Consider the following 24,361-nt stretch of genomic DNA (forward strand, 5'->3'; position numbering starts at 1 on the left):
CCCTCAACTTTAACGCGCGATCACCGGGCGGTCACCCGAAGTGGCGGACCCGCCGGGGGCCGAAGCTCAGCCGCCCGAGGTGTCGAGCTCCGCGTCCTCGCCCACCCCGGCCCGGTCCCAGGGGTCGTTCAGCCAGCCGTCCGGGAGGACCACGCGGTTGCGGCCGGAGGTACGGCCGCGCGGGCCGTCGGCACCGGGAGGCCAGGGCTGGTCCAGGTCGAGTTCGCCGAGCAGGGCGTCCAGTTCGGCCAGGGAGGAGGCGATCGCCAGCTTCTTGCGCATCTCGGAGCCGACCGAGAAGCCCTTGGTGTACCAGGCGACGTGCTTACGGAAGTCGATCACGCCGCGCTCCTCGTCCTCCAGCCACTGGGCGAGCAGTTCGGCGTGGCGCAGCATCACGGCCGCGACCTCCTTGAGGGTGGGCCGGGCGTACCCGGCGCCGGCGTCCGGCTCGAAGGCGGCCACCAGGTCGCCGAAGAGCCAGGGCCGCCCCAGACAGCCGCGGCCGACGACCACGCCGTCACAGCCGGTCTCGCGCATCATCCGCACCGCGTCGTCGGCGGACCAGATGTCGCCGTTGCCCAGCACCGGGATCTCGGGGACGGCCTCCTTCAGCCGCGCGATGGCGTCCCAGTCGGCCGTCCCGCCGTAGTGCTGGGCGGCGGTGCGCCCGTGCAGCGCGATGGCGGTGACGCCCTCCTCGACGGCGATCCGGCCCGCGTCGAGGTAGGTGATGTGATCGTCGTCGATGCCCTTGCGCATCTTCATGGTCACCGGGAGCGCCCCCGCGCCGGAGACCGCCTCGCGGAGGATCGCGCGCAGCAGATGGCGCTTGAACGGCAGCGCGGAGCCACCGCCCTTGCGGGTGACCTTGGGCACCGGACAGCCGAAGTTGAGGTCGATGTGGTCGGCCAGGTCCTCGTCCACGATCATGCGGACGGCCTTGCCGACGGTCACCGGGTCCACCCCGTACAGCTGGATCGAACGCGGCTTCTCGGTGCCGTCGAAGTGGATCAGCCGCATGGTCTTGGCGTCCCGTTCGACCAGCGCCCGGGTGGTGATCATCTCGCTGACGAAGAGACCCTTGCCGCCCGAGAACTCCCGGCACAGGGTGCGGAACGGCGCGTTGGTGATCCCGGCCATCGGTGCGAGCACGACCGGTGGCTGGACCGTATGCGGTCCGAACTGCAACTGAGGCTGGGTCATGGGTGAGCTTCCTCGGAGGTACGACAGCGGGTACGGCAGTGGCCGGGCGGGCCGGACCTCTCATTGTCCCGCACCCGCGGGGCGGCGCGTCCCGCCCCCCGACGGTATCGATGTAACGTTCAACCATGGGTGAGCTGAGCCACCGCCGCCGGATGCTCGTACTGGCCATCTGCTGTATGAGCCTGCTGCTCGTCAGTCTCGACAACACCGTCCTCAATGTCGCGCTGCCCTCGATGCGGGGCGAGCTGCACGCCTCCGTCTCCGGGATGCAGTGGACGATCGACGCCTACACCCTGGTCCTGGCCTCGCTGCTGATGCTCGCGGGCTCCACGGCGGACCGGGTGGGGCGGCGGCGCACCTTCCAGGCCGGGCTGGTGATCTTCACGGTCGGCTCGGCGCTGTGCAGTCTCGCGCCCAGTCTGGGGGCACTGATCGGCTTCCGGATGGTGCAGGCGGTGGGCGGTTCGATGCTCAACCCGGTCGCCATGTCGATCATCACCAACACCTTCACCGAGCCCCGGGAACGGGCCCGCGCGATCGGGGCGTGGGGCGGCGTGGTCGGCATCAGCATGGCCGCGGGACCGATCATCGGCGGACTGATGGTGGAGTCGGTCGGCTGGCGTTCGATCTTCTGGATAAACCTTCCGCTCGGGATCGCGGCCCTGGTGCTGACCGTGCGCTATGTGCCGGAGTCCCGTGCCCCCACACCGCGCCGGGCCGATCCGGTCGGCCAGGTGCTGGTCATCGCCGTCCTCGGCCTCCTCACCTACGCGATCATCGAGGCGCCGGGCCGGGGCTGGACCTCCCCGCTGATCCTGACCTGCGCCGCGCTCTCCGCCGCCGCGCTGGCCGGACTGATCCACTACGAGCGGCGGCGCAGCGAGCCGCTGATCGACGTGCGGTTCTTCCACAGCGCGCCGTTCAGCGGGGCCACGGTGGTCGCGGTGAGCGCGTTCGCGGCGTTCGGCGGCTTCCTCTTCATGAACACGCTCTACCTCCAGGACGTGCGCGGGCTGAGCGCGCTGGGCGCCGGACTGTGGATCCTGCCGATGGCGCTGATGTGCTTCCTCTGCGCCCCGCTGTCGGGACGGCTGGTCGGCACCTACGGGCCCCGGCTGCCCCTGGTGCTGGCCGGGGTGACGACAGCGGCCAGCGGGGTGCTCTTCGCGGTCTTCGACGCCGAGGCCACCGACGCCCTGCTGCTGCTCGGCTTCGTGCTCTTCGGTATCGGCTTCGGCCTGGTCAACGCCCCGATCACCAATACGGCGGTCTCCGGGATGCCGCGCTCCCAGGCCGGGGTGGCCGCCGCCGTGGCCTCCACCAGCCGCCAGGTCGGCACCTCGCTGGGGGTCGCGGTCATCGGCGCGGTGCTGGCGACGGGTGCCGCCTCGGCGGCCGGTACGGCCGGGCACACGGCCTCGGCACGGGCGGCCGCGGAGTTCGTGGCGGCCGCCCGGCCCGCGTGGTGGATCATCGCCGGATGCGGAGCCCTGATCCTGCTGCTGGGGGTGGTCACCACCGGCCGCTGGGCCGAGGGCACCACCCGGCACGCCGCCGCGCTCTTCGAGGAAGGGGCTCCGACGGGGCAGACCTCGGCGCGGTCGCGCCGGTGACGTCGGACGGCGGCCTCAAGGACGGCCTCAGACGGCGGGGGCCGACGCCAGCTCCTGGAGCCGCTCCAGGCGCTCCCGGGTCTCGGCGTCCGCCGGGCTGTAGGTGAGCAGCTTGGGCCCCTGGTTCGGGCCGGTCCACAGGCTGGTGACGGACAGCCGCAGCATTCCCACCTGGGCCTGCCGGAAGAGCTTGACCTTGTCGGCAGGGCGCAGCACCTCATGCCGCGCCCAGATCTCCCGGAACTCCGGTGAGGCGTCCTCCAGCCGCTTCACCAGCGCCTTCCAGGCGGGCTCCGCGACATGTCCGGCCATCGCGGCCCGGAGCTTGGCCGCCATGATCCGGATCACCTCGTCCCGCTCCACCAGACTGCTCCGCCAGCCCTCGTGGGTGAAAGCCAGCCACAGGCAGTTGCGGTCCTCCGGCGGCACCTGGTCCAGATCGCACAGCATCAGCCGGTAGGTGCTGTTGTAGGCGAGCAGGTCGAACCGGCTGTTCTGGACGCACGCCGGGAACGGCTCCAGCTGGTCCAGCATCGCCTGGAGCGCGGGCGACACCCCGGAGCACTCACTGGCGGGCGTCGGATCGGCGGCCCCGGCCAGCGCGAAGAGATGGGCCCGCTCACTGCGGTCCAGCAGCAGCGCACGGGCGATGGCGTCCAGGACCTGCGCGGAGACATGGATGTCGCGGGCCTGTTCCAGCCAGGTGTACCAGGTGACACCCACCGTGGAGAGATGGGCGACCTCCTCGCGGCGCAGCCCGGGGGTGCGCCTGCGGCGTCCGCGCACCAGCCCCACCTGCTCGGGGGTGATCCGCTCACGTCGGCTGCGCAGGAACGCGGCCAGTTCGGCGCGTCGTATCCGGGCCCCGCCGCCCGTCGCGGTCTCCCGCACCACTGTGGTCATGGCTCCAGGGTGCCGTGCGGCTCAGCCAGTTGCCAGGTACTGCTACTACCAGGATAAAGACAATCTGGTACCCGTCTCAGCGGTCGGCGATCGTCGTATCCGTGACCGATACCGAGATACGCACCCCGACCTCCGCTCCCCGGACCACGGCGCGGGCCACGGCCGACGGAGGGCCGCTGACCCCGCTGGGGCTGTTCACCGTACTGCTGGGGGCGGCGCTCCCACTGATCGACTTCTTTATCGTCAATGTCGCGCTGCCCGCCATGGACCGCGATCTGCACGCGGGCCCGACCCTGCTGGAGCTCGTCGTCGCCGGTTACGGCGTCGCCTACGCCGTTCTGCTGGTCCTCGGCGGGCGGCTGGGCGACACCTTCGGACGGCGCAGGCTCTTCCTGGCCGGGATGGCGGCCTTCGGAGTGACCTCGCTGGCCTGCGGTCTGGCGCCGGACGCCTGGAGCCTGGTGGCCGCGCGGGTGGCGCAGGGCGCCGCGTCCGCGCTGATGCTCCCGCAGGTGCTCGCCACGATCCACTCCTCCACCACCGGTACCCGCCGCGCCCGCGCGCTGTCCATGTACGGCGCCACGGCGGGTCTGTCGATGGTCGCGGGACAGATCCTGGGCGGGGTGCTGGTGGCCGCGGATCTGGCGGGGACCGGCTGGCGCGCGGTGTTCCTGGTGAATGTGCCGGTCGCGCTGCTCGGTCTGGCGCTCGCCGTGCGCACCGTGCCGGAGACCCGCTCGGAGCGGCCCGCGCCGGTGGACGTCCCCGGCACCGTGCTGCTGGCCGTCACCCTGATCACGCTGATGGTGCCGCTCACCGAGGGGCGGGCGGCGGGCTGGCCGCTGTGGACCTGGCTGCTGCTCGGTGTCTTCCCCTTCGCCGCGGCGGCGTTCTACGCGGTGGAGCGGCGGGCCGACCGGGCCGGTCTGACGCCGTTGCTGCCGCCGAGCCTGTTCGCGTCGCACGGGATGCGCCGTGGACTGCCGATGGTGCTGCCGTTCTCGATCGGCTTCGGCGGCTTCATGTTCGTCATCGCGGTCGCTCTGCAACAGGGGCTGCGCTACGGGCCGGTGGCGGCGGGCATGGCGCTGGCACCGATGGCCACCGCGTTCTTCGTGGCCTCGCTGATGGGGCCGCGTCTGGTGAGCCGGTACGGCAGCCGTGTGATCACCGTCGGCGGCGGGGTGCAGGCGGTGGGGATCGCGCTGCTGATGCTGGCCGTGGGGCGCGACTGGCCGGATGTGTCGCTCCTGGGACTCCTGCCGGGTGTCGCCCTCGCGGGCTTCGGACAGGGACTCCAACTGCCCCTGCTGTTCCGGATCGTGCTGGCCGACGTACCGGCCGAGCGGGCCGGGGTGGGCAGTGGCGTGATGGTCACCACCCAGCAGTCCGCGCTGGCCCTGGGCGTGGCGACGCTGGGCACGCTCTTCCTCTCCCTGGCGCCGTCGCGGGGCATGGGGGACGCGCTGGTGATCACGCTGGCGGCCCAGCTGGCGATGGTCGCGGTGACCGCACGCCTGAGCCTGCGACTGCCGAGGGCGGTGGTCTGACACGGGCGGATGCGACCGCGACGGGTGACGGCCACCCGGCCACCCGGCCACCCGGCCACCACTATGCACTGACAGATATTGAAATCTGTCAGTGCATATGTCACTCTTCCCGGGTGCCCGGCCTCCGGGTACCCGGAAATCGCCCTCCGTCCCCAAGGAGCTCCACCGTGCAGATCCGCACCCTCGGCACCGCCGGTCCCCAGGTCTCCGCCCTCGGCCTCGGCTGCATGGGCATGTCCGCCCTCTACGGCGACGTCGACCGCGCCGAATCCATCGCCACCGTCCACGCCGCGCTCGACGCCGGGATCACCCTGCTGGACACCGGCGACTTCTACGCCATGGGCCACAACGAGCTGCTCATCAACGAGGCCCTGCGCACCGCCCCCGCCGCCCAGCGCGAACGCGCCCAGACCAGCGTGAAGTTCGGCGCCCTGCGCGATCCGGACGGCGGCTGGTCCGGCTACGACGGCCGTCCCGCCGCCGTCAGGAACTTCGCCGCCTACTCGCTCCAGCGGCTGGGCACCGACCACATCGACATCTACCGGATCGCCCGGGTCGACCCGGACGTGCCCATCGAGGAGACCGTCGGCGCCATCGCGGAGCTGGTCCAGGCCGGTCACGTCCGGCACATCGGGCTCTCCGAGGCGGGCGCGGAGACCGTTCGCCGGGCCGCGGCCGTGGCCCCGATCGCCGACCTCCAGATCGAGTACTCCCTGATCTCCCGCGGCATCGAGGAGGAGATCCTGCCCGTCTGCCGTGAGCTGGGCATCGGCATCACCGCGTACGGGGTGCTCTCCCGCGGGCTGATCAGCGGCCACTGGAGCGCCGACCGCACCCTGGCCGCCCATGACTTCCGCAGGATGAGCCCGCGCTTCAGCGGGGAGAACCTGGAGCGCAACCTCGCCCTCGTCGAGGCCCTCCGCAAGGTCGCCGACGGCAAGGGCGTCAGCGTCGCCCAGACCGCCATCGCCTGGGTGCTCGCCCAGGGACCGCGCCACGCCGCGGCCGTCGTACCGCTGGTCGGCGCCCGCCGCCGCGACCGGCTGGCGGAGGCGCTGGGAGCGCTTGACGTTACGCTCGACGCCGACGATCTGGACGCCATCGAGGAGGCCGTCCCGGCCGGGGCCGCCGCCGGAGCCCGCTACCCGGAGAGCCAGATGGGCCACCTCGACAGCGAGAAGAAGTAAGGGACCCGATGCCGCCCGAGACGCCCCTGACCGCCGACCGCATCCTCGAAGCCACCGAGGAGGTGCTGCGACGCTACGGCCCGGCCAAGGCCACCGTGGTGGACGTGGCCCGCGCCCTGGGGGTCAGCCACGGCAGCGTCTACCGCCACTTCCGCACCAAGGCGGCGCTGCGCGAGGCGGTCACCGAGCGCTGGCTGGACCAGGCGCACGACCAGCTCTCCGCCATCAGCCGCGCCGGGGCCCCGGCGGCCGAGCGGCTCCGCGACTGGCTGACCGCCCTGTTCGCCGCCAAACGCCGCAAGGCGGGCGACGATCCGGAGCTGTTCGCCACCTATCTGGCCCTGGTCGCCGAGAACAGCGTCACCGTCGCGCGCCATATCGAGACGATGGTCGGCCAGCTGGCCACGATCGTCGAAAGCGGTGTCGCCCGTGGCGAGTTCGCCCCCCGGGACGCGCACCGCACGGCCCGCGCCCTGTGGGACGCCACCGGCCGCTTCCACGACCCGGTCTACGCGGCGGAGTGGTCCGATCCCCAGGTGGAGACGGCCTTCGGGGCCGTCTGCGACCTGCTGCTGGACGGTCTGCGCGCCCAGGCCGTCTCGTAGGGGCGGTCCGGGACGGCCGTCACCCCTGGGACGCCGCCCACCACACCACGACCGCCGCCACCGCGACACACGCCAGCATGATCAGCACGGTCTGACGGTGCGCGGGCGGGTCGGCGGTCATCCGGGGGGAGCCCAGGGCGCCGTGGGCCTGGGCGAGATGGTCCAGGCCCTGGTGCCGCGCCTCGCCGTGGGTGGTGCGCTCCCGCCAGTCGCAGTGGCGGCAGCCGAGCAGGCGCCTGCGGCCCCGGCCGTAGCCGTAGGCCACCTCGAAGTCGGTGCCGTCCTCGCGGGTGGCGGTGATGCGGTGCGTCACGCCTCGCACGATGTGTGGACCCCCCGTTCCTGACCATTCCTGCCGAGCCGACGGGCTCCGGTCCCGCGGCAGTTCGTCCGCGGTGCCGGAGCCCGTCGTGGTGTTTCGGTGTCCGCCGCCGGAAGCGCCGGTCAGCAGCCGATGAGGCGGCCGCCCAGGTAGGACTGGATCTGGTCCAGCGAGACCCGCTCCTGCTTCATGGTGTCGCGCTCGCGCACGGTGACCGCGTTGTCGTCGAGGGTGTCGAAGTCGACGGTGACGCAGAAGGGCGTGCCGATCTCGTCCTGACGGCGGTAGCGGCGGCCGATGGCGCCCGCGTCGTCGAACTCGATGTTCCAGTGCTTGCGCAGGTCCGTGGCGAGCCCCTTGGCCTTCGGGGACAGCTGCGGGTTGCGGGACAGCGGCAGCACCGCGACCTTGACCGGCGCCAGCCGCGGGTCGAGCCGCATCACGGTGCGCTTCTCCATCTTGCCCTTGGCGTTGGGCGCCTCGTCCTCGACGTAGGCGTCGAGCATGAAGGCCAGCATCGCGCGGCCCACGCCCGCCGCGGGCTCGATGACGTACGGGGTCCAGCGCTCGCCGGCCTCCTGGTCGAAGTACGACAGGTCCTGGCCGGACGCCTTGGAGTGCGACTTGAGGTCGTAGTCGGTGCGGTTGGCCACGCCCTCCAGCTCACCCCACTCCGAGCCGCCGAAGCTGAAGCGGTACTCGATGTCCGCGGTGCGCTTGGAGTAGTGGGAGAGCTTCTCCTTCGGGTGCTCGAACCAGCGGATGTTCGCTTCCTGGAGGCCGAGGTCCCGGTACCAGTTCCAGCGCTGCTCCATCCAGTACTCGTGCCAGGTCTCGTCCTCACCCGGCTTGACGAAGAACTCCATCTCCATCTGCTCGAACTCACGGGTCCGGAAGATGAAGTTGCCCGGGGTGATCTCGTTCCGGAAGGACTTGCCGACCTGCGCGATACCGAACGGCGGCTTACGGCGCGAGGTCTGCTGCACCGCGAGGAAGTTGGTGAAGATGCCCTGCGCGGTCTCGGGACGCAGGTAGGCCACCGAGCCGGAGTCCTGGGTCGGGCCGAGGTGGGTGGAGAGCAGCCCGGAGAACTGCTTGGGCTCGGTGAAGCTGCCCTTGTTGCCGCAGTGCGGGCAGTTCACGTCCGCGAGGCCGTTCTCGGGGAGCTTGCCGTGCTTGGCCTCGTACGCCTCCTCCAGGTGGTCCGCGCGGAACCGCTTGTGGCAGGAGGTGCACTCGGTGAGCGGGTCCGTGAAGGTGGCGACGTGGCCGGACGCCTCCCAGACCTCACGGGCCAGGATCACGGACGAGTCGAGTCCGACGACGTCGTCGCGCGAGGTGACCATGGCACGCCACCACTGGCGCTTGATGTTCTCCTTGAGCTCCACGCCGAGCGGTCCGTAGTCCCAGGCGGCGCGCTGGCCACCGTAGATCTCGCTGCACGGGTAGACGAAGCCACGGCGCTTGCTCAGGCTGACGATGGTGTCGATCTTGTCGGCGGCCACGGTGCTCTCTTCATTGTGACGACATTGAGGACGACGAAGCGAATGCTTCAGGTTACCGGCGGCGGCACCCCTGGGATCAAATCGGTTGGCGAAGTGATCGACAGGAACCGCTTTGTTGACAATCATTTCCAACTTTGTTGAAAATGGGAGTCATGAACATACGCCGCTCGAGCCCTGCTACAGCCCTGGTCGGGGCCATGGCACTGGGTCTGACCACGCTCACAGCCTGCTCCTTCAGCCCCGGAGACGGAAGGACGGACGGCAAGCTGGATGTGGTGGCGTCGTTCTACCCCCTGCAGTTCCTGGCCGAGCGGATCGGCGGAAACAAGATCAATGTCTCCACGCTGACCAAACCGGGCGTGGAACCGCACGACCTCGACATCAGTCCGCAGCAGACGGCGACACTCAGCAAGGCCGGTCTCGTGGTCTACCTCAAGGGGCTCCAGCCCGCCGTGGACCGGGCCATCGGCCAGGCCGAGCCCCGTCAGGTGGCCGACGCCGCGTCGTACACCACGCTGGAGAACCACGGCACGGAGGTGGACGGCCACGACCACGGGGGCGGGGACCACGGCGCCGAGGGCCACGAGGACGAGGCGGGCCACGAGGAGCACGGGAGTGACGAAGGCCACGAGGGCCACGGCCACGAGGCGCACGCCGGTGACGCCGGTGCCGATCCCCATGTCTGGCTGGACCCCGTGCGCTACGCGGAGGTCGCCGAGGGCGTCGGCAAGGCCCTGGGGAAGGCCGACCCCGACCACGCGGCGTTCTACAAGAAGAACACCGCGGCCCTGGTCGACGAGCTCAACACCCTCGACAAGGACTTCCGCACCGGCCTGAAGGACCGCACCACGGACACCTTCGTCACCACCCACTCCGCCTTCGGCTACCTCTCCGAACGCTACGGGCTGCACCAGGAGTCCATCGCCGGCCTCGACCCCGAGTCCGAGCCCAGCCCGGCCCGGATGCGCGAACTGCACTCGATCGTCAAGAAGGACAAGGTCCGCACGGTCTTCTTCGAGGCCCTCGTCAGCGACCGGACGGCCAGGACCCTCGCGGACGATCTCCACTTGAGAACCGATGTGCTCGATCCCCTCGAGGGCATCGGCACGAAGTCCAGGGGCGATGACTACCTGCAGGTCATGCGAGCCAATCTCGCGTCCCTGCGGAAGGCCCTGGGCGCCGTATGAGCCCTGTGACGGAGGAATCCATGCCCGAGGAACCCCGCACCCCGGTCCCGGCGCCCGCCGCGGCTCCGGGCACGGACGGCGACCCCCGCCCGGAGCGTCCGGATCCGCGTCCGGATCCGCGTCCGGCGTCGCATCCGGTCATATCCCTGCGCGGAGCCACCGCCTCCCTCGGTGGGCGCCCGGTGCTGCGCGGTGTCGACCTGTCCGTGCACCGCGGCGAGGTCGTGGCCCTGCTCGGCGCCAACGGCTCGGGCAAGTCCACCGCGGTCCGCTCCGTCGTCGGACAGGTACCGCTCAGCGGCGGTGAGCTGGCCCTCTTCGGCACCCCCGGCCGCCGCTTCCGCGACTGGGCCCGGATCGGCTACGTACCGCAGCGCACCACGGCCGCCAGCGGTGTCCCCGCGACCGTCCGCGAGGTCGTCTCCGCGGGACGGCTGGCCCGCCGCAGGCTCGCCCCGCCGCGCAAGGCCGACCGCGCGGCCGTCCAGCGGGCCCTGGAGCTGGTGGGCATGGCCGACCGCGCCAAGGACCCGGTGGGCGCCCTCTCCGGCGGCCAGCACCAGCGGGTGCTGATCGCCCGCGCGCTGGCCGGTGAACCCGAACTGCTGATCATGGACGAGCCGATGGCCGGGGTCGACCTCGCCAGCCAGGAGGTCCTGGCCGGGACCCTGCGCGAGCAGGTGGCCAGCGGCACCACGGTGCTGCTGGTCCTGCATGAGCTCGGCCCGCTGGAGCCGCTGATCGACCGCGCGGTGGTGCTCCGCGACGGCTGCGTGGTCCACGACGGCCCGCCGCCCAAGGCCGTCGGCCAGCATGCGCTGCCCGGCCATGACCACGTCCACCCCCATGCGGCGCCCGACGCCGAACCGATCCGGACAGGGTTGCTGACCTGAGATGCTCGAGCTCCTGACCTACCCCTTCATGCAGCGGGCGCTGCTCGCCGCCGTCCTCGTCGGCATCACCGCGCCCGCCGTCGGCATCTACCTCGTCCAGCGCCGCCAGGCGATCATGGGCGACGGTATCGGCCATGTCGCGCTCACCGGTGTCGCCCTCGGCTTCCTGACCGGCACCAACCCGGTCTGGACCGCCATCGCGGTCTCCGCCCTCGGCGCCGTCCTCATGGAACTGATCCGCTGGTACGGCAAGACCCGCGGCGATCTCGCGCTCGCGATGCTCTTCTACGGCGGGATGGCGGGCGGTGTGCTGCTGATCAACCTCTCGCCCAACGGCTCCAACGCCAACCTCACCACGTACCTCTTCGGTTCGATCACCACGGTCTCGCAGCAGGACGTGGTGGTGATCAGTCTGCTGGCCGGCTTCGTCATGCTGATCACCCTGGGGCTGCGCCGCCAGCTCTTCGCCGTCTGCCAGGACGAGGAGTTCGCCCGGGTCACCGGGCTGCCGGTGCGCACCCTCAATCTGCTGCTGGCCGTCACCGCGGCCGTCACCGTCACCGTCGCCATGCGCGTCGTGGGCCTGCTGCTGGTCAGCGCCCTGATGGTGGTCCCGGTCGCCGCCGCCCAGCAGGCCACCCGCGGGTTCGCGATGACGCTGGCCCTCGCGGTCTCGATCGGAGTGGTGGTCACTCTGTCCGGCACGGTGTTCTCGTTCTACGAGAACGTCCCCCCGGGCGCGAGCATCGTCGTCCTCGCCATCGGCGTTTTCGCCGTGATGACGGCCCTGGCCGCGCCCTTGGCGAAATCCCGCGCCCGGCGGGCCGCGGCGGCCGAGGAGAGGTGCACCCTGAGGGACGATGTACTCGTCTAGTCCGTGCCCGCTCCGTTAGCTGGCACAATGGCCGGGCAAAGGCGACGGAGCGTGCGAGGTTGAGGAGGCAGCTGTGGCGACCGCGGGTCCCCCAGTACGCGGCCGGTCCACCAGGCAGCGCGCCGCGGTGGCGGCGGCGCTGGACGAGGTGGACGAGTTCCGCAGTGCGCAGGAACTCCACGACATGCTGAAGCACCGCGGCGACTCGGTCGGCCTGACCACCGTCTACCGCACCCTCCAGTCCCTCGCCGACGCCGGTGAGGTCGACGTGCTGCGCACGACGGAGGGCGAGGCGGTCTACCGCCGGTGCAACAGCGATGAGCACCACCACCACCTGGTCTGCCGCTCCTGCGGCAAGGCGGTCGAGGTGGAGGGCCCGGCCGTGGAGAAGTGGGCCGACGCGATCGCCGCCGAGCACGGCTTCGTGGATGTCGCCCACACGATCGAAATCTTCGGCACCTGCGGGGACTGCGCGGCGGCCTCCTCCGACGCCTGACCCCCGGGCGGCCGTCCTCACCCCACGGCCGCCCGCAGCTCCCTCAGCGAGGCGAGGCAGTCCCCCCGCCCCGCCCTGGGTCTGCTGCTCGCGTACCGCTGTCAGGAACGAGGGCGACGAGATCGCTCCGGTCGAGCAGTGTGGCCCGGCCACGCGCGATACCCGTCACTCAGTGAGCCCAAGCCCTTCGGGGAGTTCCAGGAGAACTTGTCGACGATCTTCGTCCTGGGTCGCTTCGCCCATCTGGCGAATTACCGAGATGAGTTCCGCTCGTTCGGAATCCGACAATTCTCCTAGCGACGTCGCGACGTCCTCAGCAAAGGCCGCAGAGGCCTCCACCGAGACGGAATCTTCGTCGGACAACTCAAGAGATACAAGCAACTCGATCAGCGCGCGGGCAACGATGACGCTCATGGCGAAACAATCCTCACCTTGATGTTGATGATGCTCTGCTGCCCGAGCATCCTAGTAGCACGCCGGTAGGCGCGTTGATCCGCGACCTCCCAAATGGCCGTTCGTTCATTCTGACTGAGTGCCATGGACTGCCTTGTGGCTGCAAGTTTTGCCTTGGCCGTCGTGGCCACACCAAGTTTTCTGTCGATCAATTGACCATCGCGAAGTCCGTCGAACCGGACCGATGCAGGGGTGCCATCCGTTTTGACATAGTCCAGTGCCGGAACCTGCCTCTTTTGTGAGGCAACTTCACTTCGAGCTCCATGCGCACCCGCTTCATACTCATCTGCGGCCGCTGATCTGGTTGTCCCCTCAGTAACCCACTTTACCTTTCCAGATTTGCACCCTTCAAGTCCGAGCGGGTCGACCCAACCGAACGGATCCGCAACATAGGCGTAATGATTGAGCGCTGGTTCGAAGCCCAGCGGGTCAGGGGTGGCGTAGCGTGCGGTTTCGGGGTCGTAGTGGCGGAAGTAGTTGTAGTGCAGACCCGTTTCCGGGTCCGCGTACTGGCCTGGGAAGCGGAGGGGGCAGTCGACGGCTTCCGGGGCGAGTGGGGAGGGGAAATCCGTGCCCCAGAGGGTGGTGCGGTGCTGCCAGGCGAGTTCACCGTCCGGGGCGATCAATTCCGTGGGGGTGCCGACGAGGTCGGTGACGATCGCGTGGAAGCGGGTGTGAAGGTCGGCGTCGTCCACGCCTGTGAACTTCTCGACCAGCGACGCACCGGGTTCGCGGGACAGGGCCGTGTGGTCGGTCTGGGTCAGGGGGCGGTGGGTGCCCGGGGCGTAGTCCCAGGTGGTGATCTGGTCGGCACTCGTCGTCCGCTCAGCCAGCCGGGTGTCGTCCCAGGTGAAGGCCACCGATTCCGCCACCGTGCCGTCCTCGGCCAGGCGTTGTTTGGATATCCGGCGGCCGAGGGGGTCGTAGGCGTAGGTCCAGTGGTCGCCGTCCGGGGTGGTCGCGTCCGTCAGGCGGTCTTCGGCGTTCCAGGTGTAGGTCCAGGTCCGGCTCTGGCCGTTCAGCAGTTTCCGGGTGCGGCGGGTCAGGCGGCCCTGGGCGTCGTGTTCGTACGTGGTGCGGCCCGCGCGGTGGATGATCGTGCCCGAGAACTCACGGCCGCCGGGCGACTCGTGGGCCGGGGCGGTGGCGTGGGTGAGGTTGCCGAGGGTGTCGTAGGCGTAGGTCTCGGTCCAGCCATGGGCATGCACCGCGGTGACCCGGCCGACCGGATCGAGGTCGAAGCGGCGGGTGCCGGAGGTGAGTTCGCGGATCTCGGTCAAATAGTCGTCTGCGCGGTACGCGTAGGAGCGGTGCTGGAGGATGCGGTCCGCTTCGTTGTCGAGACCGGTGGTGAGGGTTTGGGTGGTGAGGCGGTCCGCCCTGTCCCACGTCTGGGTCAGCCGCACGGCCTCGCCCAGACGGCGTTCCACCTCCCGCCCCGCCGCGTCGTACGCGAAGGCCAGCGAACCGGCGTCACCGCTCAGATCCGTCAGGCGGCCCGCCTCGTCATAGGACCACGTGGACGTCAGTCCCGAGGGGGTGGTGCGCTCTGTGCGGCGGCCCAGGACGTCGTACGCGTACCTCGTCGTGCGGCCGTTGACCGTTTCGGTGAGGACCCGGCCCAGCGGGTCGCGTTCGATGGTCAGCTCCGCGTCTGGGTTGGTCGCCACGACCAGGCCGCCTCGTACGTCATAGGCGAAGGTCGTGGTCTCGCCCGCGTCGGTGCGTTGTTCGACGGTGCGGCCCAGCGCGTCGCGGGTGAAGTGGAGCGTTTCGTCCGCGCCGTTGGTGCGGGTGAGCAGGTCTCCTGCCGCGTCGTGGGTGTAGCTGAGGGTGCGGCCGTTGAAGTCGGTCTCGGCCGCGAGGCGGCCCGCCGGGTCGTAGATGTACGTCCAGGTCAGGCCCTGGGGGTTGGTGACCTGGGTCAGCCGCAGTTCGGTGTCGTACGCGAAGGCGTACTCCGCGCCGTCCGCTTCGGTGCGGGTGGCCGGGACGTCGAAGTGGGTGGAGGTCTGACGGGTGGTGTTGCCGGCCGCGTCCGTATGCGTGAGGAGGTTGCCCTCGCCGTCCCAGGTCCAGCTCTCCCTCCCACCGTCCGGCTCCTCCCGCCATGCCGGTTTCCCCTCGGTCGTCCAGCCCATCCGCGTGGTGTGACCCAGAGGGTCGGTCGCCTCGACCACCCGGCCGAAGGAGTCCCGGCGGACCGTCGTGGTGTGCCCCAGCGGGTCGGTGATCTCCACCGGCAGCCCCGCCGGGTCACACACGACGCTGCGGACGTGGCCCAGGGCGTCGGTCACCGCCGTGAGGTGGCCGGTGTCGTTGTACGTGTACCGGGTCGCCGCGCCTGCCGGGTCCGTGGTGGCGGTGAGGTTCCCGGCATCGTCGTACGTGTGCTGCCACGTCCCGCCGTCCGGCTCGGTGACCTCCACCGGCACGCACAGGTCGTTGTATGTGGCGTGGGCCTCGCTGCCGTCGGGGAGGGTGACGGTCGTCAGGTTGCTGTTCCCGTCGTACCCGTAGCGGGTGGTACGGCCCAGCGGGTCCGTCACCGAGAGCCTTCGGTGGCCCCGCGCGTCCCATTCCGTCCGCGTGGTGTGGCCCAGCGGATCCGTCTCCTCGATCACCTGACCGTCGGTGTTGTGGCGGAAGGTGGTGCGGTGGCCGAGGGAGTCGGTGTAGACCGTGGTCCGCGCCTCGTCGTCGTACTCCAGCGCACCGTTGAAGACGCCGTCGCTGCCCTCGGTGCGCACCACGCGCCCGGCCGGGTCGTAGACATAGGTGAACGAGGTGCCGTTGCGGTCGGTCCAGGAGGTGACCCGGCCCTCGTCGTCGTACGTGAAGCGCAGAGGCTCACCGCTGGAGTTGATGACCTCGGTGAGGTTGCCCGCGTCGTCGTAGCCGTAGCGCATCACGACCGTGCCGGCCTCGGACGCGCCGCCGCTCAGCTCGTAGACCGACGGCGCGTGGTCCAGCAGCCGCAGCGCGGTGACCCGCTCACCCTCGGTGTCGACGGCCACGTAGTAGCCACCGGAGTGCCGGACCGCCAAGGGCACCCCGTTCGCGGCGCGCTCGATGCCGATCCGGGCACCGTTGCGGTCTTCGAGACTTTCCAGCGGCAGATACACGGCCCCCGATTCCTCGGTGGCGGCCGCCCGGCTGAAGGTGCGCACCACACCGGATTCCGGATCGGTGACGGTCATGACCCCGTCGGCCTCGCCGTCCCACTCCAGCGGCCAGCGGGCGCCCTTCTTCGGCAGCACCGGCACCCCGGCGCCGGGCACCGGGTACACCAGCCGCATACCGTCCGCCGCGGCGAAGACCACTCCCTCCGCGTCGAGCTGCACCCGCTCGTCCAGCAGGCTCACCCAGGTCGGGCCGAAGTGCACGCCACCACGGTACGAGGACACATGGGTGCGCTCGAAGACCAGCGGCAGCGAGCCGGGGAGTGTCAGGTCGGTCTGCTCCATCAGCATCGCGCCGGTGGCCACGTCAATCGGCTCACCGATCCGCGGACATGCCTTGGACCCGCGGCACGCGGCGCCCTCTTCGATGAGGTTGGGGCGGATCGAGGGGGCCTTCGGGGGCCGCAGCGAAAACGGCACCCGGCTCTTCGGGATCACACCGGGCTTGAGCACCCCGAACCCGGCACCGAAGATCCCGCCGTCGATCATGCCCTGCTTGGCGGCCTCGTTGACCTCCTCCAGGCTGAAGCCCTTCTGCTGCCCCAGAGCGATCTTCAGCGGCTGGGCCACCGCCGCGTCGATGGTCACCGACAACACGCTGGTGAAGACCGCGCCCGCCAGCAGCTCCGCGGCGATGACGGCGACCGCTTCCTCCACCGCGATGCCCAGGCTCGCGGCCATGGCGATGATCTCCGCCGCCACCCCGTCGGAGGCACCACCGGTGAAGACGGTCAGCAGCCCGCCGCCGACGAGTGCGATGGCGTCGATGCTGATCTGGGTCCACAGCTTCTCGATCGCGTCGTCGACGGTGTCGGCGAACTTGTCCAGGGCCTTCGCCATGTTGCGGGCGGACTTGGCGAGATTGGTGAGCCAGCCCTCGTCCTTGCCCTTGGCGTAACGCCCCCAGAAGATCTCGAAGGCGTCGATCGCTTCGCCCTCGTTGTGGTGGATCAGCGTCGAGGCCGCCTTATTGGTGGCGACCCGCACATCATCCACACTGCCGGCGAACGTCCGCCAGGCATCGGCTGCGTTGCGCAGGGTGCCGGAGTTGGCGTCGGGCCACCACATGCCGAGCTTCATGAGGAGGGCCTTGGCCTTCTCCTCGAGCTCACTGCCGAAGCTCACCGGTGACCGCCCTTGCCGTGTTCACCATCGTGGGCGGAGCCGGGCCGCTTGACCTTGGTGAACATGCCCTCGATGAGCTCGTCGTTGTCGACATGACCGTCCGCCATGTCCTGCATGGCCTCGTGGATGCTGGTCAGGCCCAGGACGAGGATTCCGGCCGCTCGCTCGATGTCCTTCTGGTGCGGCTTGTACTTGTTCCCGAACTGCTTGCCGGGCTTGTCGTCCCCCCAGGCTTCCCCGTAGCCGTCCAGCGCGGTGATCAGCGTGGTCAGCGCCTCGCTCAGCTTGACCGCCTGATGCTGGAAAGTCGGCGCGACCGCCTTGATGTCCGCCACCTTGATGTCCAGGACCTTGCCCTTGGCGTGCCCGCCGCTCACCCCGACGCCCCCCTTGCGCTCTTTGCTGCAAAGCCTCCAGATTAGATTTGGATGATCATGACCTGCTCAATGCGGGCCCTATGGCGGGTAAAGACTTCGTCGAGTCGTTGCATAGGGAAATTGACGGACTTTCAGCACTCGCTGTGACGATGGCCCTCGAACGGTCTCGTCAGCGCGCGGGCTCCTCGGACATCTCCCGCAGCGACCGGCACGCGCCGTCCAGGTGCGCCCGCATGCACCGTGCCGCGCCCTCCTCGTCCCCCGCCTTCAACGCGTCGAGGACGGCGGTGTGTTCGGCGATGATGCGCTCACGGCCGAGGGTCCGCCGGGTCTGCACCATGCACAGGTGGACCTCGCCCTGGATGCCGCGGTACAGCCGGTTCAGCCGCTGGCTGCCGACCGCTTCCACCAGCGACTGGTGGAAGCGCAGATCCGCCTCGGCGAACGCGCTGTGCGGGGCGTCGGGCTCCAGCCGGCCGAGGTCGCCGATGGCGCGGGCGGCGGCGGTCACCGGGACGGTGCCGCGCCGGACCAGGACACGGACGACATCCGCCTCCAGGGGGGTGCGGACCAGGAAGAGGTCCTCGACGTCGGCGCGGGTCAGCCGCGGTACGCAGGCGGGCTTGTTGGCGTCGCGGTGCAGCAGTCCCTCGTGGACCAGGGCGGTCACGGCGCTGCGCGCGGTGGGGCGCGACACGCCGTACTCGGTGGCTATCTCGGTCTCGGCGAGCGCCGTGCCGGGCGGAAGCTGTCCGTCCAGCACCCGGTCGCGCAGGGATGCCGCGAGCGCCTCGACGACCGAGACGGTGGACAGCCGGAACGCGGCGTCCTGAGCCATGAACACCTCCACGCGGGGACATCGCCATTCTCGCATGTGTCATGTCGGAGCCATTGACTGCCATGAGTCATTGTCTGACAATCGCCGGAACCTTCATCACGAACGTGGCGGGGGTCACACGGCCCTACCCCGGGCAGCCCGGACGAGGCGAGGAGAGGCGAGAACGATCATGGCCGCCTATGAACAGGTATTCGACCCCGTCGGCGATTCCCTCGGCTACAGCGCCCTGCTCGCGGCGCTTCCGCTGGTGACGCTGTTCGTCCTGCTGGGCGGGGCGCGATGGAAGGCGTGGAAGGCGTCGCTGGTGGCGCTCGCGATGGCACTCGGCGTGGCGGTGTTCGCCTACGGGATGCCGGTAGGACAGGCGGCGCTCGCCGCGAGCGAGGGGGCGGCGTTCGGCCTCTTCCCGATCATCTGGATCGTGCTGAACGCCCTGTGGATCTACAAGCTGACGGAGATCACCGGCTGGGACGCGGCACTGCGCCGGGCGTTCGGCTCGCTCTCCGACGACCAGCGTGTCCAGGCGGTGATCATTGCCTTCTGCTTCGGCGCGCTGCTGGAGGCGCTGGCCGGGTTCGGCACCCCGGTGGCGGTCTCCTCGGTGATGCTGATGGCCGTCGGACTGCGGCCGATGAAGGCGGCGGCGGTGTCCCTGGTGGCCAACACCGCACCGGTGGCGTTCGGCGCGATCGCGGTCCCCATCACCACCCTGGGCAGGATCACCGGGATGGACGCGGCGGACCTGGGCGCCATGGTCGGGCGGCAGACCCCGCTGCTGGCCCTGTTCGTCCCGCTGCTGCTGGTGTTCATGGTGGACGGACGGCGCGGTGTCCGGCAGGTCTGGCCGGTGGCGCTGGCCGGTGGATTCGCCTTCTCCGCCGCCCAGTTCGTGAGCGCCAACTACCTCAGCTACGAGATCGCCGACATCGTGGCGGCCTTCGCGGGCGCCCTGGCCGTCATCGGTGTGCTCCGCGTCTGGCAGCCCCGTGAGGTGATGGCCGCGCGGACCGGCACCCCGGTGATCGCCGGGGGCGCCGCCGAGGACGAGCGGTTCGACGCCGTACAGCGCCGCAAGCAGACCGGCGAGGGCTCCGCGCTGATGGCGTTCGCGCCCTATCTGATCGTGGTGGTGCTCTTCGCGGTGGCCACGTCCGGGCCGGTGAAGTCCTGGCTGGAGACGCACTCGGGATGGACGTACCGCTGGCCCGGCCTGGAGGTGACGACCCTGGACGGCACCCCGCTGTCCACCATGACCTTCAACCTCAACGTGTTCAACGCCGCGGGCACCGTCCTGCTGCTGGCCGGACTGCTCACCGCGGTCCTCTACCGGATCCGCGCCGGACGTACGGCGCGGGCGTACGGCGACACCGTCCGGCAGTTCCGCTGGACCATCGTCACCGTCACCGCGGTGCTCGCGCTGGCCTATGTGATGAACCTGTCCGGCCAGACCGTCACCCTCGGACTGCTGCTGGCCGAGACGGGCGGCGCGTTCGCCCTGCTCTCCCCTGTCGTCGGCTGGCTGGGCGTGGCCGTCACCGGCTCCGACACCTCCTCCAACTCCCTGTTCGGACTGCTCCAGGTCACCGCGGCCGAGAAGACGGGCATCTCGCCCTATCTGCTCGGCGCCGCGAACACCACCGGCGGTGTCCTGGGCAAGATGATCTCCCCGCAGAACCTGGCGATCGCCGCCGCCGTGGTGGGTCTGGAGGGCCGCGAGGGCGAGCTGTTCCGCAAGGTGGTGGGCTGGGGACTCGGCCTGCTGGTCGCGGTCTGTCTGCTGGTGTACCTCCAGTCCACCCCGGTGCTCGGCTGGATGGTGGTGCGCTGATGGCCGCCGCCACGGAGCTGGCCCGCGACCTGGCGGCCATCGTCGGCGACGCCCATGTGCGGGTGGACGAGGGCGCGTTGACCGCCTACGCCCGCGACGCCACCCCGCTCTTCCACGCCCGCCCGCAGGCGGTGGTGCTCCCCGGCAGCACCGAGGAGGTGGCCGCCGTCCTCCGGTACGCCACCGACCGGGGCGTACCGGTCGTCCCCCGGGGCGCGGGATCGAACCTGTGCGCCGGGACCGTCCCGCTCCGCGGGGGCATCGTGCTGGTGCTCACCCGGCTGGACCGCGTCCTGGAGGTGAGCGCCGAGGAACTGCTCGCACGGGTGCAGACCGGGGTGACCACCCAGAAGCTCGCCGACGCCGCCGCGCGCGAGGGACTGCTGTACGCGCCGGACCCGGGCAGCCGCACCGTCTCCACCATCGGCGGCAACGTGGCGACCTGCGCGGGCGGACTGCGCGGCCTCAAGTACGGCGTCACCCGCAACTACGTCCTCGGCCTCGAGGCGGTGCTGCCCACCGGCGAGATCATCCGCACCGGCGGCAGGCTCTGGAAGGACGTGGCGGGCTATGACCTGACCCGGCTGCTGACCGGTTCCGAGGGCACCCTCGCGGTGATCACCGAGGCCACGGTGGCGCTGCTGCCCGCGCCCGAGGACAGCGGCACCGGCGTGGCCTACTTCGCCTCGCTCGCGGACGCCTCCCGGGCGGTGGCGGCCGTCATCGCCGCCGGGATCGTCCCGGCCACGCTGGAGTTCCTGGACCACAAGTGCATCGCCGCGGTCGAGGAGTTCGCCGGGCTCGGCCTGCGGACGGACGCGGGCGCGCTGCTGATGTTCGGCGACGACGGCGCCCCGCGGACGGTGGCGGGCACCCTGGCCCGGATCGCGGAGGTGTGCACCGGGGCCGGGGCGCTGGAGGTCACCCTCGCCGAGGACGTGGCCCGCGCCGAGGCGCTGCTCGCCGCCCGCCGCTGCGCCCTGCCCGCGCTCTCCCGGCTCGGTTCGCTGACCATCCTGGAGGACGCCACCGTGCCCCGGCACCGGCTCGCCGAGATGGTGGACCGCATCGACGCCGTCGCCGCCCGCCACGACCTGCGGATCGCCACCTTCGGCCACGCCGGTGACGGCAACCTCCACCCCACCTGTGTGCTGGACCCCGACGACGGAGCGGCCGTGGACCGCGCGCACCGCGCCTTCGGCGAGATCTTCGCCGCGGCCATCGCCCTGGACGGCACCATCACCGGTGAACACGGTGTGGGCGCGGCCAAGCTGCCGTATCTCGCCGACCGGATCGGCGCCGACCAGATCGCCCTGGCCCGCCGGCTCAAGCTGGCCTTCGACCCGGCCGGAATCCTCAACCCCGGAAAGCTCGGATCATGACCGGACCCACGGACGACAGCCCCCGTCCCGCCCCCGAACCCGGCCGCGGCCTGGGCATCTTCGACAAACGGCAGCTCGACCGCTGTATCTCCTGCGGCTTCTGTCTGCCCGCCTGCCCGACCTACGCCCTCACCGGCGAGGAGACCTCCTCCCCGCGCGGCCGGATCACCCTGATGCGCGCGCTGGAGACGGGTGAACTCCCCGAGGACGACCCGACGCTGGCCGAGGAGTCCTCGTACTGCCTGGGCTGCCGGGCCTGCGAGACGGTGTGCCCGGCGGGGGTGGAGTACGGCTCACTGCTGGAGCAGTGGCGCGACCACCAGTGGCGGGGCCGCGACCGGCCGTGGATCGCCCGGATCCTGATGGCGCTGGTCTCCCGCCCTGCGCTGCTGTGGCTCCAGGGCCTGGTCCGCCGCCACGCCCGGGGCGGTGGGTCCGGTGGGTCCGGTGGGTCCGGTGCGGACCCGGACACCGCCTCCCTGATGCTGGGCTGTGTGGAACGGGGTCTGTATCCGAAGGTCTCCCGCGCCACCACCGCGCTGCGCCCGGAACTCACCGTCCCCGCCCGCCAGGGCTGCTGCGGTGCCCTGCACGCCCACAACGGCGACTCCACCACCGGCGGCGAGATGGCCCGCGCCCTCGGGGAACGGCTGCCCGGCACCATCGTCACCACCGCGGGCGGCTGCGCCGCCCATCTCGCCCACCACCTGGGCCGGGACCGGGTGCGGGAGCTGAGCCAGTACCTGGAGGAAACCGGCCACCGCCCCACCGGCCAGGTCACCGTGGACGGCCGCCGGGCGCGGGCGGCCCTCCAGGACTCCTGCCATCTGCGCAACGGCCTGGGGGTCACCCGTCAGCCCCGCGACCTGATCGCCGCCGTCGCCGACTATGTCGAACTCCCGGGCGCGGGCGAGTGCTGCGGAGCCGCCGGGACATACGCGATGCTCCGCCCGGCCGACAGCCGCGCCGTCCTGGACCCGAAGCTGGAGGCACTGGCACGGCTGGACGTCGACTTCGTCGTCACGGTCAACCCCGGCTGCCAGCGCCAGCTCCAGCAGAACCTGCGCCGCCACCGGTCCCCGGTCCGGGCGGTCCACCTCGCGGAGTTCCTGGCCATGGCCGGACCGTGACCGGCGGCGGGCGGACGGTGCTCAGGCGGGCTGGGTGCCGTCCTGCTCCGCCTGGTCCTCGTTCGGGATCGCGCCGCCGAAGCGGCGGTCGCGGGAGGCGTACTCGACACAGGCGCGCCACAGGTCTCGGCGGTCGAAGTCGGGCCAGAGCACGTCCTGGTAGACCATCTCGGCGTAGGCGCTCTGCCAGATCAGGTAGTTGGAGGTGCGCTGTTCGCCGGAGGGACGCAGGAAGAGGTCCACATCCGGCATGTCCGGGTAGTAGAGGTACTTGGCGAAGGTCTTCTCGTTCACCTTCGACGGGTCGAGCCGACCGGCCCGGATGTCCTCCGCCACGGCCTTCGCGGCGTCCGCGATCTCGGCGCGGCCGCCGTAGTTCATGCAGAAGTACATCGTCATGGCGTCGTTGTCCTTGGTCTGCTCCTGGGCGACCTGGAGCTCCTGGGCAACGGACTTCCACAGTTTCGGCATCCGGCCCGCCCAGCGGATCCGGATGCCCATCTCGTCCATCTCGTCACGGCGGCGGCGGATGACGTCACGGTTGAAGTTCATCAGGAAGCGGACCTCGTCGGGCGAGCGCTTCCAGTTCTCGGTGGAGAAGGCGTAGAGGGAGAGGTTCTTGATCCCCATCTCCAGACAGCCCTTGAGCACATCGAGCACCACGGCCTCGCCGACCTTGTGGCCCTCGGTGCGGGGCAGACCGCGCTCCTTCGCCCAGCGGCCGTTCCCGTCCATGACGACGGCGACGTGGCCGGGCACCAGCTCACCGGGGAGCTTGGGCGGCCGGGCGCCGGAGGGGTGGGGGTCCGGCGCCCGGTACTCGCGTCGCTGTCGCCCCAGAATCCCGCGTCGTGCCATGCCTGCCACGTCTCCTCGTCCGTCGTCCCGGTCGGTCCCGGTGTTGCCGTGCTTCTGTCCGTCGTCCCTGCCGCCGGTGCCGGACCGGCGGCCGCTTCCCTACTTCTCCACGTACCGCATCGACCGGAGCCCGCGCTCCAGGTGCCAGTGCAGATACGCCGCCACCAGCCCGCTGCCCTCCCGGGCGTGCCGCATTTCGCACGCGTCCGCGGTCGCCCAGTCCCCCGTCAGCAGGGCGCCCAGCAGCGTCAGCGACTCCGCCGAGGGTACGACGCTTCCCGGCACCCGGCACTCCCCGCATATCACTCCGCCCGCGCCGACCGAGAAGAACCGGTTGGGACCGGGCATCCCGCACCGCGCGCAGTTGTCGAAACTGGGCGCGTAGCCGTTGACGGCGAGCGAGCGCAGCAGGAAGGCGTCGAGGACGAGATGCGGTGCGTGCTCCCCGGAGGCGAGGGTGCGCAGGGCGCCGACGAGCAGCAGATACTGCTGGACGGCGGGCTCGCCCTCATGGTCGGTGAACCGCTCGGCGGTCTCCAGCATCGCGGTACCGGCGGTGTAGCGGGCGTAGTCGGTGACGATCGCGCCACCGTACGGAGCGATGCTCTCACTCTGGGTGCACAGCGGCAGCCCGCGTCCGATCAGCTCCCCGCCGCGGGCGAAGAACTGCACGTCGACGTGGGAGAACGGCTCCAGCCGCGCCCCGAACTTCGACTTCGTCCGGCGCACCCCGCGCGCCACCGCGCGCACCCGGCCGTGGTGGCGGGTGAGCAGGGTGATGATCCGGTCCGCCTCACCCAGCTTCTGGGTGCGCAGCACGATGCCGTCGTCGCGGAACAGACTCATG

The 24,361-nt window shown here is 70.7% G+C and carries 21 protein-coding genes; 11 read left to right on the top strand and 10 right to left on the bottom strand.

Annotation, left to right across the window (positions count from 1 at the left end; all coding sequences use genetic code 11):
- Window positions 1-66: 66 nt before the first annotated feature.
- Window positions 67-1,206, bottom strand: a complete 1,140-nt coding sequence (gene dusB / locus AC07FT_RS02340) for a tRNA dihydrouridine synthase DusB (RefSeq protein WP_479173294.1) — start codon at window positions 1,204-1,206, stop codon at window positions 67-69.
- 125 nt (window positions 1,207-1,331) lie between these two features.
- On the opposite strand from dusB, the gene AC07FT_RS02345 reads away from it, so the two are divergent.
- Window positions 1,332-2,819, top strand: a complete 1,488-nt coding sequence (locus AC07FT_RS02345) for an MFS transporter (RefSeq protein WP_479173295.1) — start codon at window positions 1,332-1,334, stop codon at window positions 2,817-2,819.
- A gap of 27 nt (window positions 2,820-2,846) precedes the next feature.
- Here the strand turns inward: AC07FT_RS02345 and AC07FT_RS02350 are convergent, their stop codons facing one another.
- Window positions 2,847-3,722: a helix-turn-helix transcriptional regulator gene (locus tag AC07FT_RS02350; RefSeq protein WP_479173297.1), complete on the bottom strand. Its 876-nt coding sequence runs from the start codon at window positions 3,720-3,722 to the stop codon at window positions 2,847-2,849.
- A gap of 101 nt (window positions 3,723-3,823) precedes the next feature.
- On the opposite strand from AC07FT_RS02350, the gene AC07FT_RS02355 reads away from it, so the two are divergent.
- From AC07FT_RS02355 to AC07FT_RS02365, 3 genes are all read left to right on the top strand, one after another.
- On the top strand, window positions 3,824-5,272 hold the full coding sequence (locus tag AC07FT_RS02355; protein WP_479173298.1) for an MFS transporter: 1,449 nt from the start codon (window positions 3,824-3,826) through the stop codon (window positions 5,270-5,272).
- A 167-nt stretch (window positions 5,273-5,439) separates the two neighbouring features.
- Entirely contained in the window at window positions 5,440-6,459 is a 1,020-nt protein-coding gene (locus AC07FT_RS02360) for an aldo/keto reductase (RefSeq protein WP_479173300.1), read from the top strand.
- A gap of 8 nt (window positions 6,460-6,467) precedes the next feature.
- Entirely contained in the window at window positions 6,468-7,064 is a 597-nt protein-coding gene (locus tag AC07FT_RS02365) for a TetR/AcrR family transcriptional regulator (RefSeq protein ID WP_479173302.1), read from the top strand.
- A 19-nt stretch (window positions 7,065-7,083) separates the two neighbouring features.
- Here the strand turns inward: AC07FT_RS02365 and AC07FT_RS02370 are convergent, their stop codons facing one another.
- Together AC07FT_RS02370 and AC07FT_RS02375 are read right to left on the bottom strand one after the other, a co-directional pair.
- Entirely contained in the window at window positions 7,084-7,377 is a 294-nt protein-coding gene (locus tag AC07FT_RS02370) for a hypothetical protein (protein ID WP_471204399.1), read from the bottom strand.
- Window positions 7,378-7,508: 131 nt separating this feature from the next.
- Window positions 7,509-8,891 (bottom strand): glycine--tRNA ligase, encoded by a 1,383-nt coding sequence (locus AC07FT_RS02375; RefSeq protein ID WP_471204401.1) that lies wholly within the window; start codon window positions 8,889-8,891, stop codon window positions 7,509-7,511.
- Between the two features lie 152 nt (window positions 8,892-9,043).
- Between AC07FT_RS02375 and AC07FT_RS02380 the strand changes: the two genes are divergently transcribed.
- From AC07FT_RS02380 to AC07FT_RS02395, 4 genes are all read left to right on the top strand, one after another.
- On the top strand, window positions 9,044-10,078 hold the full coding sequence (locus AC07FT_RS02380) for a metal ABC transporter substrate-binding protein (RefSeq protein ID WP_479173304.1): 1,035 nt from the start codon (window positions 9,044-9,046) through the stop codon (window positions 10,076-10,078).
- A 20-nt stretch (window positions 10,079-10,098) separates the two neighbouring features.
- The gene (locus AC07FT_RS02385) at window positions 10,099-10,971 is read left to right on the top strand and encodes a metal ABC transporter ATP-binding protein (protein ID WP_479173306.1); all 873 of its coding nucleotides are present in this window, start codon (window positions 10,099-10,101) and stop codon (window positions 10,969-10,971) included.
- Between the two features lies 1 nt (window position 10,972).
- A complete protein-coding gene (locus tag AC07FT_RS02390; RefSeq protein WP_479173308.1) occupies window positions 10,973-11,845 on the top strand; it encodes a metal ABC transporter permease in 873 nt (290 codons plus the stop codon).
- A 73-nt stretch (window positions 11,846-11,918) separates the two neighbouring features.
- Entirely contained in the window at window positions 11,919-12,341 is a 423-nt protein-coding gene (locus AC07FT_RS02395; protein WP_254740304.1) for a Fur family transcriptional regulator, read from the top strand.
- A gap of 165 nt (window positions 12,342-12,506) precedes the next feature.
- Here the strand turns inward: AC07FT_RS02395 and AC07FT_RS02400 are convergent, their stop codons facing one another.
- The 4 genes from AC07FT_RS02400 to AC07FT_RS02415 all read right to left on the bottom strand — a co-directional run bounded on the left by AC07FT_RS02400 (window position 12,507) and on the right by AC07FT_RS02415 (window position 18,316).
- The gene (locus AC07FT_RS02400) at window positions 12,507-12,755 is read right to left on the bottom strand and encodes a hypothetical protein (protein WP_479173311.1); all 249 of its coding nucleotides are present in this window, start codon (window positions 12,753-12,755) and stop codon (window positions 12,507-12,509) included.
- The gene (locus tag AC07FT_RS02405; protein ID WP_479173313.1) at window positions 12,752-17,101 is read right to left on the bottom strand and encodes an RHS repeat-associated core domain-containing protein; all 4,350 of its coding nucleotides are present in this window, start codon (window positions 17,099-17,101) and stop codon (window positions 12,752-12,754) included. The genes AC07FT_RS02400 and AC07FT_RS02405 overlap by 4 nt, the downstream gene beginning before the upstream one ends.
- The gene (locus AC07FT_RS02410; protein WP_479173315.1) at window positions 17,098-17,478 is read right to left on the bottom strand and encodes a WXG100 family type VII secretion target; all 381 of its coding nucleotides are present in this window, start codon (window positions 17,476-17,478) and stop codon (window positions 17,098-17,100) included. The genes AC07FT_RS02405 and AC07FT_RS02410 overlap by 4 nt, the downstream gene beginning before the upstream one ends.
- A 169-nt stretch (window positions 17,479-17,647) precedes the next feature.
- On the bottom strand, window positions 17,648-18,316 hold the full coding sequence (locus AC07FT_RS02415; protein WP_479173317.1) for a GntR family transcriptional regulator: 669 nt from the start codon (window positions 18,314-18,316) through the stop codon (window positions 17,648-17,650).
- 169 nt (window positions 18,317-18,485) lie between these two features.
- On the opposite strand from AC07FT_RS02415, the gene AC07FT_RS02420 reads away from it, so the two are divergent.
- Genes AC07FT_RS02420 through AC07FT_RS02430 form a run of 3 tightly spaced genes read left to right on the top strand, consistent with a single transcriptional unit; the run spans window position 18,486 to window position 22,656 of the window.
- Complete coding sequence (locus tag AC07FT_RS02420; protein WP_479173319.1) at window positions 18,486-20,144, top strand: L-lactate permease; 1,659 nt, start codon at window positions 18,486-18,488, stop codon at window positions 20,142-20,144.
- Window positions 20,144-21,526, top strand: coding sequence for an FAD-binding oxidoreductase (locus AC07FT_RS02425; protein ID WP_479173321.1), 1,383 nt, complete (start codon window positions 20,144-20,146; stop codon window positions 21,524-21,526). Before AC07FT_RS02420 ends, AC07FT_RS02425 begins: the two co-directional genes overlap by 1 nt.
- A complete protein-coding gene (locus AC07FT_RS02430) occupies window positions 21,523-22,656 on the top strand; it encodes a (Fe-S)-binding protein (protein WP_479173323.1) in 1,134 nt (377 codons plus the stop codon). The genes AC07FT_RS02425 and AC07FT_RS02430 overlap by 4 nt, the downstream gene beginning before the upstream one ends.
- A 21-nt stretch (window positions 22,657-22,677) precedes the next feature.
- Here the strand turns inward: AC07FT_RS02430 and AC07FT_RS02435 are convergent, their stop codons facing one another.
- Together AC07FT_RS02435 and recO are read right to left on the bottom strand one after the other, a co-directional pair.
- Entirely contained in the window at window positions 22,678-23,514 is an 837-nt protein-coding gene (locus AC07FT_RS02435; protein WP_479173325.1) for an isoprenyl transferase, read from the bottom strand.
- A 99-nt stretch (window positions 23,515-23,613) separates the two neighbouring features.
- The gene (gene recO / locus AC07FT_RS02440) at window positions 23,614-24,360 is read right to left on the bottom strand and encodes a DNA repair protein RecO (protein WP_479173327.1); all 747 of its coding nucleotides are present in this window, start codon (window positions 24,358-24,360) and stop codon (window positions 23,614-23,616) included.
- Window position 24,361 lies beyond the last annotated feature (1 nt).

This window comes from Streptomyces sp. NPDC045899 (genome assembly GCF_056431485.1).

Coding starts and splice junctions, on each gene's coding strand:
- dusB (WP_479173294.1), bottom strand. CDS start 1,206: ATGACCCAGCCTCAGTTGCAGTTCGGACCGCATACGGTCCAGCCACCG.
- AC07FT_RS02345 (WP_479173295.1), top strand. CDS start 1,332: ATGGGTGAGCTGAGCCACCGCCGCCGGATGCTCGTACTGGCCATCTGC.
- AC07FT_RS02350 (WP_479173297.1), bottom strand. CDS start 3,722: ATGACCACAGTGGTGCGGGAGACCGCGACGGGCGGCGGGGCCCGGATA.
- AC07FT_RS02365 (WP_479173302.1), top strand. CDS start 6,468: ATGCCGCCCGAGACGCCCCTGACCGCCGACCGCATCCTCGAAGCCACC.
- AC07FT_RS02380 (WP_479173304.1), top strand. CDS start 9,044: ATGAACATACGCCGCTCGAGCCCTGCTACAGCCCTGGTCGGGGCCATG.
- AC07FT_RS02385 (WP_479173306.1), top strand. CDS start 10,099: ATGCCCGAGGAACCCCGCACCCCGGTCCCGGCGCCCGCCGCGGCTCCG.
- AC07FT_RS02390 (WP_479173308.1), top strand. CDS start 10,973: ATGCTCGAGCTCCTGACCTACCCCTTCATGCAGCGGGCGCTGCTCGCC.
- AC07FT_RS02400 (WP_479173311.1), bottom strand. CDS start 12,755: ATGAGCGTCATCGTTGCCCGCGCGCTGATCGAGTTGCTTGTATCTCTT.
- AC07FT_RS02415 (WP_479173317.1), bottom strand. CDS start 18,316: ATGGCTCAGGACGCCGCGTTCCGGCTGTCCACCGTCTCGGTCGTCGAG.
- AC07FT_RS02420 (WP_479173319.1), top strand. CDS start 18,486: ATGGCCGCCTATGAACAGGTATTCGACCCCGTCGGCGATTCCCTCGGC.
- AC07FT_RS02425 (WP_479173321.1), top strand. CDS start 20,144: ATGGCCGCCGCCACGGAGCTGGCCCGCGACCTGGCGGCCATCGTCGGC.
- AC07FT_RS02430 (WP_479173323.1), top strand. CDS start 21,523: ATGACCGGACCCACGGACGACAGCCCCCGTCCCGCCCCCGAACCCGGC.
- AC07FT_RS02435 (WP_479173325.1), bottom strand. CDS start 23,514: ATGGCACGACGCGGGATTCTGGGGCGACAGCGACGCGAGTACCGGGCG.
- recO (WP_479173327.1), bottom strand. CDS start 24,360: ATGAGTCTGTTCCGCGACGACGGCATCGTGCTGCGCACCCAGAAGCTG.